The 14,939-nt window shown below is 70.7% G+C and carries 13 protein-coding genes; 5 read left to right on the forward strand and 8 right to left on the reverse strand.

The window, feature by feature from the left end:
- Positions 1 to 97: 97 nt before the first annotated feature.
- From pfkB to KCH48_RS22825, 3 genes are all read right to left on the reverse strand, one after another.
- Positions 98 to 1,045 (reverse strand): 1-phosphofructokinase, encoded by a 948-nt coding sequence (gene pfkB, locus KCH48_RS22815; protein WP_210576534.1) that lies wholly within the window; start codon positions 1,043 to 1,045, stop codon positions 98 to 100.
- A complete protein-coding gene (locus KCH48_RS22820) occupies positions 1,042 to 1,803 on the reverse strand; it encodes a DeoR/GlpR family DNA-binding transcription regulator (protein WP_210576535.1) in 762 nt (253 codons plus the stop codon). The genes pfkB and KCH48_RS22820 overlap by 4 nt, the downstream gene beginning before the upstream one ends.
- A 198-nt stretch (positions 1,804 to 2,001) precedes the next feature.
- The gene (locus KCH48_RS22825) at positions 2,002 to 3,516 is read right to left on the reverse strand and encodes an MFS transporter (RefSeq protein ID WP_210576536.1); all 1,515 of its coding nucleotides are present in this window, start codon (positions 3,514 to 3,516) and stop codon (positions 2,002 to 2,004) included.
- Between the two features lie 62 nt (positions 3,517 to 3,578).
- On the opposite strand from KCH48_RS22825, the gene KCH48_RS22830 reads away from it, so the two are divergent.
- On the forward strand, positions 3,579 to 4,544 hold the full coding sequence (locus KCH48_RS22830; RefSeq protein ID WP_210576537.1) for a YafY family protein: 966 nt from the start codon (positions 3,579 to 3,581) through the stop codon (positions 4,542 to 4,544).
- 92 nt (positions 4,545 to 4,636) lie between these two features.
- On the opposite strand, the gene KCH48_RS22835 is transcribed toward KCH48_RS22830, so the two are convergent.
- Together KCH48_RS22835 and KCH48_RS22840 are read right to left on the reverse strand one after the other, a co-directional pair.
- The gene (locus KCH48_RS22835) at positions 4,637 to 5,242 is read right to left on the reverse strand and encodes a TetR family transcriptional regulator (RefSeq protein ID WP_210576577.1); all 606 of its coding nucleotides are present in this window, start codon (positions 5,240 to 5,242) and stop codon (positions 4,637 to 4,639) included.
- Between the two features lie 485 nt (positions 5,243 to 5,727).
- On the reverse strand, positions 5,728 to 6,723 hold the full coding sequence (locus tag KCH48_RS22840) for an RNA polymerase sigma factor RpoD/SigA (protein WP_210576538.1): 996 nt from the start codon (positions 6,721 to 6,723) through the stop codon (positions 5,728 to 5,730).
- Between the two features lie 196 nt (positions 6,724 to 6,919).
- On the opposite strand from KCH48_RS22840, the gene KCH48_RS22845 reads away from it, so the two are divergent.
- Positions 6,920 to 7,438: a GNAT family N-acetyltransferase gene (locus KCH48_RS22845; RefSeq protein ID WP_210576539.1), complete on the forward strand. Its 519-nt coding sequence runs from the start codon at positions 6,920 to 6,922 to the stop codon at positions 7,436 to 7,438.
- A 43-nt stretch (positions 7,439 to 7,481) separates the two neighbouring features.
- Here the strand turns inward: KCH48_RS22845 and KCH48_RS22850 are convergent, their stop codons facing one another.
- The gene (locus tag KCH48_RS22850) at positions 7,482 to 8,273 is read right to left on the reverse strand and encodes a dioxygenase (RefSeq protein WP_210576540.1); all 792 of its coding nucleotides are present in this window, start codon (positions 8,271 to 8,273) and stop codon (positions 7,482 to 7,484) included.
- 120 nt (positions 8,274 to 8,393) lie between these two features.
- On the opposite strand from KCH48_RS22850, the gene KCH48_RS22855 reads away from it, so the two are divergent.
- Complete coding sequence (locus KCH48_RS22855; RefSeq protein WP_210576541.1) at positions 8,394 to 8,921, forward strand: MarR family winged helix-turn-helix transcriptional regulator; 528 nt, start codon at positions 8,394 to 8,396, stop codon at positions 8,919 to 8,921.
- A gap of 140 nt (positions 8,922 to 9,061) precedes the next feature.
- Here the strand turns inward: KCH48_RS22855 and KCH48_RS22860 are convergent, their stop codons facing one another.
- Both KCH48_RS22860 and KCH48_RS22865 read right to left on the reverse strand, forming a co-directional pair.
- A complete protein-coding gene (locus tag KCH48_RS22860) occupies positions 9,062 to 10,603 on the reverse strand; it encodes an MFS transporter (RefSeq protein ID WP_210576542.1) in 1,542 nt (513 codons plus the stop codon).
- A 152-nt stretch (positions 10,604 to 10,755) separates the two neighbouring features.
- Positions 10,756 to 11,403, reverse strand: coding sequence for a TetR/AcrR family transcriptional regulator (locus KCH48_RS22865; protein ID WP_210576543.1), 648 nt, complete (start codon positions 11,401 to 11,403; stop codon positions 10,756 to 10,758).
- A gap of 255 nt (positions 11,404 to 11,658) precedes the next feature.
- Here KCH48_RS22865 and KCH48_RS22870 point away from each other — a divergent pair, with 255 nt between their 5' ends.
- On the forward strand, positions 11,659 to 12,963 hold the full coding sequence (locus tag KCH48_RS22870) for a M6 family metalloprotease domain-containing protein (RefSeq protein WP_210576544.1): 1,305 nt from the start codon (positions 11,659 to 11,661) through the stop codon (positions 12,961 to 12,963).
- Positions 12,964 to 13,119: 156 nt separating this feature from the next.
- Entirely contained in the window at positions 13,120 to 14,805 is a 1,686-nt protein-coding gene (locus KCH48_RS22875) for an IclR family transcriptional regulator C-terminal domain-containing protein (RefSeq protein ID WP_210576545.1), read from the forward strand.
- Positions 14,806 to 14,939: the final 134 nt, after the last annotated feature.

The raw sequence follows: 14,939 nt of genomic DNA on the forward strand, positions 1-14,939 counted from the left end.
GCCGTAGCCGTAGCTCCAGCCGTAGCCATAGCCGCCATCGTCATCAAAGTCACCAATGCCGCAAAAGCCGTGACCGGTATGAAAGACATCACATCGGTCATGACACCGGCTCCTTCAGTACGCGGTCCACCGGTACGTCGGCCGTGACCGTCACCGCGGCCGGGTCCAGGTCGCCCGGTGTCGGCATCACGCTGCCGGGCAGCTGCACGGCGGCGGCACCGTGTGCGACGGCGGAGGCGAGGGCCTCCGGGCCGCTGCCGCCGGCGATCAGGAACCCGGCGAGCGAGGAGTCGCCGGCGCCCACGTTGGAGCGCACGGCGTCCACGTGCGCGCTGCCGAACCAGGCGCCCGCGCCGTCCACGAGCAGTTGCCCGTCCGCGCCCAGGCTCGCCAGCACGGCCCGCGCACCCATCTCGCGCAACTCCTCGGCCGCCTTCACCGCGTCGCCCACCGTCGCCAGCGGGCGTCCGACGGCCTCCGCGAGTTCCTCGGCGTTCGGCTTCACGACGTCGGGCCGCTCACGCAGCGCCTCCAGCAACGCGGGCCCGGAGGTGTCCAGCGCGATCCGTGCGCCCACGGCGTGCGCCCGCGCGACCAACTCGGCGTACCACGACGGCGCGAGCCCTCGCGGCAGGCTCCCGCAGCACGCGATCCACGCGGCGTCCTGCGACTGCCTGCGCACCGTCTCGAAGAGCAGCTCCTGCTCCTCGGCCGACAGTTCCGGACCCGGTGCGTTGATCTTCGTGAGCACCCCGTCCGACTCCGCGAGCGCGATGTTCGAGCGGGTGTGCCCGGCAACCGGGACCGGCGCGACCTCGATACCCTGCGCGTCCAGCAGATCCGCCACGAGCGCGCCCGGCGCACCACCCAGGGGCAGCACCGCCACCGTGCGCTGCCCGGCTGCCGTGACGGCGCGCGAGACGTTCACGCCCTTGCCGCCGGGGTCCATGCGCTCGCCGGTGGCGCGGATGACCTCGCCGCGCTCCAGCGAGGGGACCTCGTAGGTGCGGTCGAGGGACGGGTTGGGGGTGACGGTGAGGATCATGCGCGCACTACTTCCGTGCCGCCGCGCTCGATCGCGGTGGCGTCTTCGGGGCTCAGCCCGCTGTCGGTGATCAGCAGGTCCACGTCACTCAGGTCGCCGAACCGGGCGAAGTGCTCCTGGCCGTGCTTGGAGGAGTCGGCGAGCAGCACCACGCGGCGGGCGGCGGCGAGGGCCGCGCGCTTGACCGCGGCCTCGGCGAGGTCGGGGGTGGTCAGACCGTGGTCGGCGGAGAAGCCGTTGGCCGCCACGAAGAGGACGTCCGCCCGGATCTCGCCGTACGCGCGCAGCGCCCAGGCGTCCACGGCGGCGCGCGTACGGTGCCGTACTCGCCCCCCGACGAGATGGAGCTGCATGCCCGGGTGATCGGCGAGGCGTGCCGCGATCGGCAGGCTGTGCGTGACGACGGTGAGGGACGCCTCCAGCGGGATGGCCGCGGCGAGCCGCGCCACCGTCGTACCGGCGTCGAGGATCATCGTGCCCTCGGTCGGCAGCTCGGCGAGGGCCGCCTTGGCGATGTTGTCCTTCTCGTCGGCCGCGGTGGTCTCGCGCTCGGCGAGGTCCGGCTCGAAGTCGAGGCGTCCGGCCGGGATGGCCCCGCCGTGCACCCGGCGGACCAGGCCGGCGCGGTCGAGGGCCTTCAGATCGCGCCGGATCGTCTCCGCCGTGACCTGGAACTCCTCGGCCAGCGACACCACGTCCACGCGCCCGCCGTCACGGGCGAGGCGGAGGATCTCCTGCTGCCGCTCCGGTGCGTACATGCCCGTTCACCTCCGACTCATGCCCGAACTTGTGGTTTCAGTCGGGAGGCTACGCCCGGATTTCCGGAAAGTAAACAGGGTCGGACGTCATCCGGGCATGAACGGACTTCCGGGCGTCACCTCCACACTCCGGCCATGGCAAAAGGGCCCGGTGTCACCATCGACACCGAGCCCCTCCGAGCGGACCGGACCTCCCGCCTACGGCACCAGCTCAGGCTCCCGCTCCGTCACCCGCACCTCGGCCTCCGCCCCCTCCACATGCTGAGCCGGCCGCTTCGGCAGCGCGAACATCAGCAGGAAGATCGCGCCCATCACCAGGGCCACCCACCCCAGCGCGTACTGGAAGGCGTCCACGAACGCCGGGCCCACCTCGGCCGGCGCCAGCCGCTCGCTGATCCGGCCGAAGAACACGACCGACACCAGCCCGAGCCCCAGCGCGTTCCCCATCTGCATCACGGTGTTGATCAGCCCCGACGCGGAACCGGCGTGCTCGCGCGGCACCTCCGACAGCACGGCGTCGGTCAGCGGGGCGAAGATCAGGCCCATGCCCGCACCCATCACGATCAGGGGCAGCGCCATCTGCCAGGAGGCGATCCCGAGGCCGTACCGCTCGGACTCCCACAGGTAGAGCAGGACACCGGCCGCCATCGTCAGCGCGCCCGCCTGCAGCACCTTGCGCCCGAAGCGCGGGACGAGCTTCTGCACCGACATCCCGGCCGCCACGGACACCGCGATGGAGAACGGCACGCCCGTCAGCCCCGCCCGCAGCGGGCTCCAGCCCAGCCCGGTCTGCATGTACAGCGTCCACACCAGGAAGAAGACACCGAGCCCGATCCCGAACACCGTCTGCACCGCGATACCAGCCGCGAAGCTCTTCACCTTGAACAACGACAGCTCGACCAGGGGGGAGCCGTCCCGCGCGGCCTTCCGCTTCTCGTACGCCACCAGCGCCGCGAACACGACGAGCGCGCCCGCCATCGACACGTACCCCCACAGCGGCCAGCCCAGCTCACGGCCGCGGGTCAGCGGGTAGAGCAGCATCAGCAGACCCAGCGTCACCAGGCCGACGCCGACGAGGTCGAGCTTCAGCGCCCGCGGTGCCCTGGACTCGGTGATGAAGCGGCTGCCGAGGATCAGACCGACGATGCCGACCGGCAGGTTGATCAGGAAGATGGGCCGCCATTCGAGCCCGAACAGGTTCCACTCGGTCAGCAGCGCACCCAGCAGCGGACCGGAGACAGCACCCAGACCCACGATCGCGCCGAACAGCCCGAACACCTTGCCCCGCTCGTGCGCCGGGAACGTCGCGTGCACGATCGACAGCACCTGCGGCACCATCAGCGCCGCCATCGCGCCCTGCAGGATCCGCGCGGCGACCAGCATCTCCGCGTTCGCCGCGAAGCCGCACAGCGCCGACGCGAGCGTGAAGCCGCCGATGCCGACGAGGAACACCCGCTTGCGGCCGTGAATGTCGCCGAGCCGTCCGCCGGTGATCAGGCCCGCGGCGAAGGCGAGCGCGTAACCGGCCGTTATCCACTGGATCTGGCTCCAGGAGGCGCCGGCTTCCTGCCGGATCGACGGGATGGCGATGTTGACGATCGTGACGTCGACGAGGTCCATGAAGGCCGCGGTCATCACGATCGCGAGCGCGAACCAACGGCGACGGTCTGCCGGAGCGGCCGGCCCGTGCGGTGAGGTCTCGGTGGAAGTCATGTCCTCAACCTAGAAGTGCACTAGGTCAGATCATGTCCTAGTTCTGCGGCATCCTCGAACTCATGACGACAGACACCCCGGCCCGGCTCCTCCAGCTGCTCTCCCTGCTCCAGACGCCCCGCGAATGGCCCGGCGGTGAGCTCGCCGACCGGCTCGGCGTCTCCCGCCGCACGGTCCGCAGGGATGTCGACCGGCTGCGCGAACTGGGCTATCCGGTACAGGCGACCATGGGCGCCGACGGCGGCTACCGGCTGGTCGCGGGCAAGGCGATGCCGCCGCTCGTCCTCGACGACGAGGAGGCGGTGGCGATCGCGGTCGGACTGCGGGCCGGCGCGGGGCACGCACTGGAAGGGGTCGACGAGGCCTCTGTACGGGCCCTGGCCAAGCTGGAGCAGGTGCTGCCGTCCCGGCTACGGCACCGCGTCTCCACGCTCCAGGCCGCGACCACACCGCTGACCAGCGGAGACGGGGCGAGCATCGCGCCCGAGACGCTCACCGTGATGGCGTCGACCGTGGCCGGGCGGGAGCGACTGCGCTTCGCCTACCGCGCGAAGGACGGCACCGAGTCGCGACGGCTGACCGAGCCGTACCGGCTGGTGTCGACGGGACGCCGCTGGTACCTCGTCGCCTACGACCTCGATCGCGCCGACTGGCGTACGTTCCGCGTCGACCGCGTGAGCGAGCCCTTCGCCACCGGCACGCGGTTCGCTCCGCGGGAGCTGCCGACGGGGAGCGCGGCGGAGTATCTGCGGCAGTCGATCCGGGGGCAGCAGGACACCTACGCGTTCACGGTCACGTTCGCCTCCTCGGCGGAGGCGGTGGGCCCACGACTGCCGGCCTGGCTCGGGGCACCCGAACCGCTGAGCACGGACCGGTGCCGGCTGCGGGCGACCACGAGCGATCCGGTGGAGTGGCTGGCGGTACGGCTAGCGATGCTCGGAGTGGACTTCACGGTGCAGGCACCCACGGAACTCGTGGAGTGCGTACGGGAATTGGGCGGGCGGCTGAGCCGAGCGGGCGGGGACTGAAGCGCCCCGAAGGGGCGCGGGGCTGTATTGGATTTGCGGCTACCGCCGCGTGGGCGCGACCAGCCACAACACACCCGCAGACGAACGACGGCCTACCCCTCGCTCCAAAAACGCCGCACCGCCTCCAAGTTCCGCAACGCCAACGCGGCCGGCCCCTCCGGCCCCGTCGCTGGCGCCTCCCCCGATGCCCAGGTCTCGACCGCCACGCGCACCGCGGCGTCGGCGACGGCAGCGGCGTAACGGAGTTCGGGGGACATCACAGAGCCTTCGGCAACGTTGTCGTCGCCAACCCCACCCCACCCACCCCGCTCCCCCAACACCACAGCCAGCGACGCCTCCGACGCCAGACACACCTCGCCCCACACCTTCCGCAGCGCGGGGCTGGTCATGGCCAGGCGGACCAGCGTGCGCACCCACTCCCAGGACGCCGCGGAGACCGCCGTACCCGGCGTCAGGGTGTGCCGTACGGCGTGTTCCAGGGCCTCGGGGAGCGGCAGTTCGGGGGGAGCCTCCCGCACCGCCTCGGCCCAGCGCTGGGCGCCCATGATGTAGAGCGGGGCGACGGCCTCTTCCTTGGTCGCGAAGTAGCGATAGAAGGTGCGGGGAGCGATGCCCGCGGCCTGGGCGATGTCCTCGGCGCGGGTGGCCCGCAGGCCCTGGGTGACGAAGAGACGGGCCGCCGCCCTGGCGATCTCCATCCGGGTCTCGGCCTTGCGGCGCTCGGTCAGCGACATCGGCGCGGACCCGGAGGGCGCCGCGGAGGCGCCCCGGTTCTGTGCGGGGGTGGGACTGCTCACACTCGGCAGGCTATGCCCCTGTGACACAATCTGCCATTCGGCGGGCCACCCCGTGGTTCAGGTACGGGGTGGCCTGCCCTCCAGCATGCCCTGGCAGGGGGAGGCCGGGGCAGAGCCGGGCCCCGGCGCCCGGGGGGAGGGGCACCGGAACCCGGCTCGGGGAGAGTCCCGGCGCCGGGGGGAGGGCGTCGGGACTTGGTTCAAAGGGGGTCGCTGGTCTTGTTCCCGCGGCCCCGCGGGTTGAAGCGGCGTTAAACACGCCATGTTTGCGCGGTCTTTCGCCACCAGCGCACGCGCCTGCCGAGGCCGTACGCCGCCCGGCGCACGCAGCTTCCCACGCGCGCCGGACCCGAAACAGTCTCTCCTACAGGTCTCTTACAGGTCTCTTACGCCGCCGCGTCGAACCCGGTGTCCCGGGCCAGCTTCTTCAGCTCCATCAGGGCGTGCTTCTCGATCTGCCGGATCCGCTCGCGCGTGAGGCCGTGCTCCTTGCCGACCTCCGTCAGCGTGCGCTCCCGGCCGTCCTCGATGCCGTACCGCATCTTGATGATCGAGGCGGTGCGCTGGTCGAGGCGGCCGATCAGGTCTTCCAGGCCCTCGCTGCGCAGCAGCGTCAGCACCGACTGCTCGGGCGAGACCGCGGAGGTGTCCTCGAGCAGGTCACCGAACTGGGTGTCGCCGTCGTCGTCCACCGACATGTTGAGTGAGACCGGGTCGCGGGCCCAGTCCAGGACGTCCGTCACGCGCTCCGGCGTCGAGCCGAGCTCGGCGGCGATCTCGGCGGGCTCCGGCTCGCGGCCGTTCTCCCGGTTGAACTCGCGCTGGATACGGCGGATCCGGCCCAGCTCCTCCACCAGGTGGACGGGCAGCCGGATGGTGCGGGACTGGTCGGCTATCGAGCGGGTGATGGCCTGGCGGATCCACCAGGTCGCGTACGTCGAGAACTTGAAGCCCTTGCGGTAGTCGAACTTCTCCACCGCGCGCACCAGGCCCGCGTTGCCCTCCTGGATGAGGTCCAGCAGGGGCAGGCCGCTGCGGGGGTAGCGGCGGGCCACGGCGACGACCAGGCGGAGGTTGGAGCGGATGAAGACGTCCTTGGCCCGCTCACCCTCGGCGACCAGTGCCTCGAGCTCCTCGCGGGAGGCGTCCACCTGGGACTCCGCCTCGCCGTCGAGGACCTGTCGCGCGAACACACCCGCCTCGATGGTCTGAGACAGCTCGACCTCCTTGGCGGCGTCGAGCAGCGGGGTGCGCGCGATCTCGTCGAGGTACATGCCGACCAGGTCGCGGTCGGCGATCTCGCCGCCGTGGGCGCGAACACTGCGTGCCGCGTCGGTCCCGCCCTTGGCGGACTGACGACGGGCGACGGCACCGGTTGCCATGCGTGCTCCCTTGCGATGGTGAGGTCAGCGGGTGGTTCTGCGGATGCCCGGTTCTACGCCTCGGGTGGCTCTTCGGTTCACTCCTCGGGTGCCCTGCATCCGATGGAAACAACGACTGGAATCAGGACAGAATTCCCAACCGGCCCCTCTATTTTTCTGATCATGCAGTACCCTGTGCCGCCACATAGGAGGCGTGATGTCGTCGGAACGTACAGAGGTGCAGGTCAGGCCGGGAGTCGAGGCTGACCTCGAAGCCCTCACCGACCTCTACAACCACTACGTACGTGAGACGCCCATCACATTTGACACGGCTGCCTTCACTCCGGAAGAGCGTCGTCCTTGGCTGCTCTCCCACCCTGAAGACGGCCCGTACCGGCTGAAGGTTGCCGCGGCGGTGGACTCACAGGAAATTCTGGGCTACGCCACATCCAGCCCTTACCGTGCGAAGCCCGCCTACGCGACCTCCGTCGAGGTCACGGTGTACGTCGCCCCCGGCGCGGCCCGCCGCGGCATCGGCACGCTCCTCTATGAGGCCCTCTTCGAGGCGCTGGCCGGCGAGGACCTGCACCGGGCCTACGCAGGCATCGTCCAGCCGGGCGAAGCGTCCACGCGGCTGCATGAACGCTTCGGATTCCGGTACGTCGGCACGTACCGCGAGGTGGGCCGGAAGTTCGGGCGCTACTGGGACGTCGCCTGGTATGAGAAGGATCTGTAGGCCACGTACGCCACGCAGGCCACGCAGGCCACTCGGACAGAGGTCACCCGAACTGAACGGACCGCTTCGCCATTCCCATCCAGAACCCGTCGATCACCGACTTCTGCGCGTCCAGCTCACCGGCCGCGTCCGCCGCGCCCAGCGTCACGAACAGCGGGGCGAAGTGCTCGGTGCGCGGATGGGCGTAGCGGCCGGCCGGGGCCTTGTTCAGGAAGTCCAGCAGGGAGTCCACGTCACGGGACTCCAGCGCGCTCCGGCCCCAGTCGTCGAACTCCGACGACCAGCGCGGCACTCCCCCGCCGGTGTGCCGCAGCGCGGCCAGGTTGTGGGTGAAGAAGCCGGAGCCGACGATCAGCACGCCCTCGTCGCGCAGCGGCGCGAGCGTGCGGCCGATCTCCATGAGCCGGACCGGGTCGAGAGTCGGCATGGAGACCTGAAGCACCGGGATGTCGGCCTCGGGGAACATCTCCACCAGCGGGACATAGGCGCCGTGGTCGAGGCCCCGGTCCGGCACGTCCTGCACGGGCATGCCCGGCGCCCGCAGCAACTTCCGTACGGACTCGGCGAGTTCGGGGGCGCCCGGGGCGTCGTAGCGCACCTGGTAGTAGTGCTCGGGGAAGCCCCAGAAGTCGTAGACGAGCGGGACCGGTTCGGTGGCGCCGAGGGCGAGCGGGGCCTCCTCCCAGTGGGCGGAGACCATCAGGATCGCCTTGGGGCGCGGCAGGTCGGCGGACCAGGCGGCGAGTTCACCGGGCCAGATCGGGTCGTCCGCGAGCGGCGGGGCGCCGTGACTGAGATACAGGGCGGGCATGCGCTCCTGAGTGGCGGCGGACATGACGGCGACTCCCTCCGAAGAACTGCTGCTCGAGCTATTGCTTCAACTCTGAAACATCCCTTCTGAATCCTACGCCGCGTTTGTTTAACTTTCAAGGAGAGCCCTCGTACAGTGGAGTACATGAACATGGCACCGACATCCGCAGAAGATGCGCCCGCAGCGGAGGAGCCTCGCTGGCTCACCGCTGACGAGCAGCGCACCTGGCGCTTCTACCTGCACGCCACCACGCTCCTCGAGGACCACCTCGACCGCCAGCTCCAGCGTGACGCGGGCATGCCGCACATCTACTACGGCCTGCTGGTCGCCCTTGCCGAGTCCCCCGACCGCCGGCTGCGGATGACCGAGCTGGCCATGAACGCGAAGATCACCCGGTCCCGGCTCTCCCACGCCATCGCGCGCCTGGAGAAGAACGGGTGGGTGCGGCGGGAGGACTGCCCCTCCGACAAGCGGGGGCAGTTCGCGGTGCTGACGGATGAGGGGGCGGAGGTGCTGCGCCGTACCGCGCCGGGTCATGTGGAGGCCGTGCGCCAGGCGCTGTTCGACCGGTTGACCCCGGAGCAGCAGAAGTCTCTCGGGGAGATCATGCAGATCATCGCGGAGGGGCTGCAGCCGAGCGAGGCGGGTGCGGACCTGCCCTGGCTCCGCTGAGCCACAAAGCTGAGCCACAAAAGGGTGCGGACCTGCCCCCGGCTCCGGTGCGCGGAGTCGGGGGCAGGTCCTGGGAGTCGTACGTACGAGAGCGTCCCCTCCCCCGTACGTACGAGTCGGTCCCGAAGGGTGTCGTCGGCTCAGTGGGCGACGACGGGTATCGCCACCTCATCCTCGACGCCATCGGCCGATCCGGCCACCGCGGAGGTGTCGGGCTTGCCTGCGTTGACGAGGACCATGACGATGACCGCGGCGAGGACCAGCATGCCGACGGCGAACCAGATCGCGTTGGTGTAGCCGTGCACCTGGCCCTGCAGCTGGACCAGCTGCTGCTGGGAGCTGGAGGTCGCCGAGCCGATGTGGTCCGCGATGTAGGTGGTCGTGGCCGACGCGGCGATCGTGTTCAGCAGTGCCGTACCGATCGCGCCGCCCACCTGCTGCGAGGTGTTGACCATCGCGGAGGCGACACCGGAGTCCCGGGGCTCGACGCCCAGGGTGGCCAGGGACATGGCCGGCATGAAGGCCGTACCCATACCGAGGCCGAGCAGCAGCATCGCGGGCAGGATCGTCGAGTTGTACGACGAGCCGATCTCCAGCTGCGTCATCAGGAGCATGCCGATCGCGGCGACCAGGAAGCCGGGGCCCATCAGCATCCGCGCCGGGACGCGGGTCATCAGACGGGTACCGATCTGGGTCGAGCCGACCATCATGCCGACGATCATCGGCATGAAGGCGAAGCCGGTCTTGATCGGCGTGTAGCCCTTCACGATCTGCAGGTAGTAGGTGAGGAACAGGAAGGTGCCGAACATCGCGATGATCGCGATACCGAGCGAGAGGTAGATCCCGCCGCGGTTGCGGTCGGTGATCACGCGCAGCGGCAGCAGCGGGGCCTTGACCTTGGCCTCGGTGATGACGAACGCGATCAGCAGCACCGCCGACGCGACGAACATGCCGACGGTCACCGAGTCGCCCCAGCCGTCGGACTCGGCGCGGGTGAAGCCGTAGACCAGCGCGACCAGGCCGAGGGTGGAGAGCAGGACGCCGGGGATGTCGAGCGGGTTGCGGTTGCGGCCGCCCTCCGGCTCACGGATGACGAAGTACGCGCCGAGCGCGGCGACGATGGCGAACGGGATGTTCACGAAGAACGTCCAGCGCCAGTCCATGTACTCGGTCAGCACACCGCCGAGGATGAAGCCCACGGCACCGCCACCACCGGCGATCGCACCGTAGATGCCGAACGCCTTGGCGCGCTCCTTGGCGTCCGTGAACATCACGGCGAGCAGGGAGAGCGCGGCGGGCGCGAGCAGTGCGCCGAACACGCCCTGGAGGGCACGGGCGCCGAACATCATGGCCTCGTTGGTGGCGGCGCCGCCGAGCGCGGAGGCCCCGGCGAAGCCGATCAGACCGACGACGAAGGCGCGCTTCCGGCCCCACAGGTCGGCGACCCGGCCACCGAACAGCAGCAGTCCGCCGAAGGCGAGGGCGTAGGCCGTGACGACCCACTGCCGGTTGCCGTCGGAGATGCCCAGGTCCTCCTGGGCGGAAGGCAGCGCGATGTTCACGATGGTCGCGTCGAGCACGACCATCAGCTGGGCGAGCGCTATGAAGACGAGCGCTTTCCAGCGGTTGGCGTCGCCGGACGAGGCCGGGGCGCCGGGAGCCTTTGAGGCTGTTTCAGACATGGGGATACCCACTTCGGGACTTCGGGACGGAAAAACGGTGAAGTAAGGGAACGACGGGTCTAGGGAACGACTGGTCAAGGAACGGCTCGTCGTCACTGACGGCCGGAAGCTGTGTGTCGTGACTGACTGGCGCGAGGCGCTGAACTAATCGGTCAGGCTGGGCTCCGCAGGTCCTCCATCGTCGATGCCACCCCCGGCAGGACCGAGCGGGCCGGGGCCCGCAGTCCGTCCAGGAAGAGCTGCAGGTGCCGGTGGACGAAGCGGTCGAGGCTCATACAGCCGACACCGGCCGGGGGCCGGCTGAGCTGGGCCACGGCGAGCATCACGTCGCCGACGGCCACATCGGAACGGAGCTGGCCCGCCTTCTGGGCACGCTCCATGACCTCTGCGATGAGCTGCTCGACCCGTTCCCGCGCCGCCACCAGGTCGGGGTGGTGCTGGTCGAATGCGCTGGAGATCATCGGGCACAGCGCGCTGATCCGCTCGTCGGCGGCGGCGTGCACGAAGCGCTCCAGGGCCTCGAAGGCGTCCCCGGTCTCCGCCAGCGCCTGGTGCGCGGCCTCTGCCGTACGGTCCATGACCGAGCAGACGACCTCGCGGACCAGGGCCTCGCGGTCGGGGAAGTTGCGGTACACCGTGGCGTTGCCGACGCCGGCCCGGCGGGCGATCTCATCGAGCGGCACATCAGGGCCGAACTCGGTGAACATCTCGCGGGCGGCGGTGACGATCCGCTCCCGGTTGCGCAGGGCGTCGGCGCGCGGCCGGGTCACCTTCTTCTGCACGGGGGTCGCGGTCTGCACGGCGTACTCCTCGATTGGCTCTGGTGCGATCCGGGGAAGCTCTCCCCGTTTCGCGCGGACACAGGTCTAAACGGGGAAACGATCCCCGGTTATTTCCCGCCCTCGAAGAAACTTTCTGTGACCTGAGTCACATCCCTACCGGCGGGAAACGCACGTTCGGCCCCTCCAGCGCGCGCCCGCCCCACCCCCCGCCCCAGGGTGATCGAAAGGGCGCAGTCCGTGACCTGCGGCTGCCCGGAGCGAAGGGGGCCGTGCATGCCGCAGCCGACCGCCACCCGTCGGATACGCCCGCGCCGCCTGGCCGCCCTCGCGTCCGTGACCGTCCTGACCTTCGCGGTCAGCAACGCGGCCGGTACGGGGCACCCGGCGGCGACCTCCACGACGGCCGGCGCCGGCTCGATCGCCCTGGCCCGCTCCGCCGCCCACGGCCCCTGCATGATCACCGGCGGCCCCCAGGTCCAGATGTCGGAGGGCGTCCCGACCCCTCGCGGCTACTCACGCTCCACAGGCACCGTCCGCGCCCTCACCCTCATGATCGACTTCTCCGACGCGCCCGGCCAGGGCACCGCGCTCGACCGCTACGCCGAGTTCTTCCCGCAGACCCGGGAATGGTTCCGGACCAGTTCCTACGGCCGCCTGGACTACCGCCCCGACACGCCCATACGCCAGTGGCTGCGCATGCCGAAGCCGTTCCGGGCGTACGGCATAGAACGCGGCGCCCCCTTCGACCCCGGCTACCGCGACCTGGTCCAGGACCTCGTCGCCGCCGCGGATCCCAAGGTCGACTTCACGTCGTACGACTTCCTGAACGTGCTGATCACCCCGAACGCCGGCCCCTCCGCGCTGGACACCGTCCTGTCGGTGACCTTCGCCGGCAACACCGAGGCGCCCGTCGCGGACGGCAGGCCGGTGGCGAACGCGTCCTTCGTCTACTCCCGCCAGGACGACGGCTCCGGCACCTACGGCAAGACCGGCTACCGCGTCCTGCCCCACGAGAACGGCCATGTCTTCGGCCTGCCCGACCTCTACACCCAGGAAGGCGGGGCCGCGGTCGGTCACTGGGACATCATGAGCGAGGACTGGGGCGCCAACAACGACTTCCTCGGCTGGCACAAATGGAAACTGGGCTGGCTGGACGCCGCCCAGGTCGGCTGCGCGGCCGACACCGGCACCAGCGACCACACGCTCACCCCCCTGTCCCGCGCGGGCGGCCCCAAGCTGGTCTTCGTCCCGCTCGACGCCCGCACCGGCTACGCGGTCGAGCTGCGCACCCGCGGCGGCAACGACGAGGCCGTCTGCCGCCCCGGCGTGCTGATCTACAAGGTCGACGCGACGGTGGACACCGGCCGCGGACCAGTGACGGTGTACGACTCACGCCGTGACAGCGGCGGCTGCACCCGCAGCCCGAACGTCCACGCGGAACTCTCCGACGCACCCTTCACCCCGGGCGAGGACTTCCGCGACCCCCGCCACGGCATCCGGATCGCGGTGACGGACGCGGGCCCCGGCGGGAAGCATCAGGTCCGGGTGACACGGGGGCCCAGGCCGACGCGGAAGTGAAGGGCTTGGGGCGCTTGCAGCGCCCTCAAGGGGCGCGGGGAACTGCGCGACCAGCCACAACGAACCCGCAGACGACCGACCACCCATCGCGGCTGACGGAACGGAAACGCGCGCGGATTACCGTAGGGCTGCCGCGACCGCCGTACCGGAGAGCCGATGCCCGCGAACACCACGACCGCCGCCCTCGGGGCGACCGGCCAGCCCGACGCCGTACCGGCCGAGGCGGTCACCCCGCTGATGCGGGGGATCGCCGTGCTGCGGCACCTGACCGAGGCGGGCGGCACGCTGAGCCCGAGCGGGCTGGAACGGGCCACCGGACTCGCCCGCTCCACCATCGACCGGATCACCTCGACGCTCGCGCGCATGGGGTACGTCCGTCTCGACGGCCGGGACGCGGTCCTCACCCCGCGCCTGATGGAACTGGGCAACGCCTACCTGTCCGCCCTGCGTCTGCCGGCCCTCCTCGCCGCCCGTGCCGACGAACTCGCCGACGAACTCGACGAGTCGGTGTCGCTCGCGGTGGGCGACCGCGACGGCATCCGCTTCATCCACCAGGCCACCCGCCGCCGCGCGATGTCCCTCAGCTTCCGCATCGGCGACCTCCTCCCGGCCGAACGCACCGCGCCAGGACCGCTGTTCGCCGCCGAGTGGAGCGACGACGACTGGGCGCGCTGGCGCGCACGCCGGGCGGCGGACCCGCAGGACCGGGCCTTTCCTGCCGTACCGCCACGCGAACACCCCCACCCCGACGAGGAGTTCGAGCACCGGGCGGCACAGGCGGCGGCTGACGGCTGGGCGCTGGACGACCAGTTGATCGAACCGGGCCTGGTCGCGGTGGCCGTACCCGTACGCGATCCGCGCACCGGCCAAGTCGCCTGTGTGGCAAGCGTGGTGAGCCACACCAGCCGCCACACCGCCGCCGGCCTGCGCGACACGCTCCTGCCCCGGCTGCGGGCGGCGGTGACGGACATGGAACGCGAGCTGCGCGAGTCCCCGCCGCCGGAGCCGGCCGCGCCGCCGTCGGGGCTTGCGACCTGGACGGGGGCGTCGAAGCTGGAGCTGGGAAGGGAGTTCGTGGAATCCCTGGCCCGCGGCCTGACCGTCCTGACGGCCTTCGGTGAGGGCCGCGCGGAGCTGACCCTGACGGAGGTCGCGAAGGCGACGGGCCTGGCACGGGCGACGGCCCGCCGGGCGCTGATCACCTACGAGCATCTGGGGCTGGTGCGGCCGGCTCCGCACCGCACGTTCACGCTCACCCCGAGGGTCCTCTCCCTGGGGTTTCCGCCCCTCTCCCGCACGACCCTCTCCCAGATCGCGACCCCGCACCTCGCCGACCTCTCCACCCGGGTCCACGAGTCGGCGTCGCTGGCCGTCCTGTCGCCGTCGGGCGAGGAGATCCAGTACACGGCCAGGGTGGCCACGATCCGGGTGATGAGCGTCAACATCACGGTGGGGACGCGGCTGTCGGCGTACGCGACCTCGATGGGGCGGGTGATGCTCGCCGACGTACCTGAACAGGCGCGCGTACTGGGCGAGTTGAAGGCGCTGACCCCGCGCACGGTCACGGACCCCGCGGCTCTCTCCGCGATCCTGGACGAGGTCCGCGCGCAGGGCTACGCCCTGGTCGACGAGGAGCTGGAGGAGGGCCTGCGCTCCATCGCGGTGCCGGTCCGTGACCGCACGGGCCGTGTGGTGGCCGCGGTGAACGTCGCGATGCACGCGGCCCGGCACACCGCCGGCGAATGCGTCCACGACATCCTGCCCGAGCTGAGGGCGACGGCGACGGCCATCGAGGCGGACCTGCATGTGGCGGGGAGGTTCACGCGGGTGTCGGCGGCGTGAGGAACGCGCACCCTCCCTTTCAGGCCTTGTAGAGACGTCCTGACATATCCATTGACAGCCCTCCGGGGCGGCCTCATAGTACGTGGCACTTGGCACTAGAGCGCGCTAATAAAGCGCTCTAGTGCCCCGGACCG

It is taken from the genome of Streptomyces sp. GESEQ-4, from assembly GCF_017948455.1.
In the GTDB taxonomy this organism is placed as follows: Bacteria; Actinomycetota; Actinomycetes; order Streptomycetales; family Streptomycetaceae; genus Streptomyces.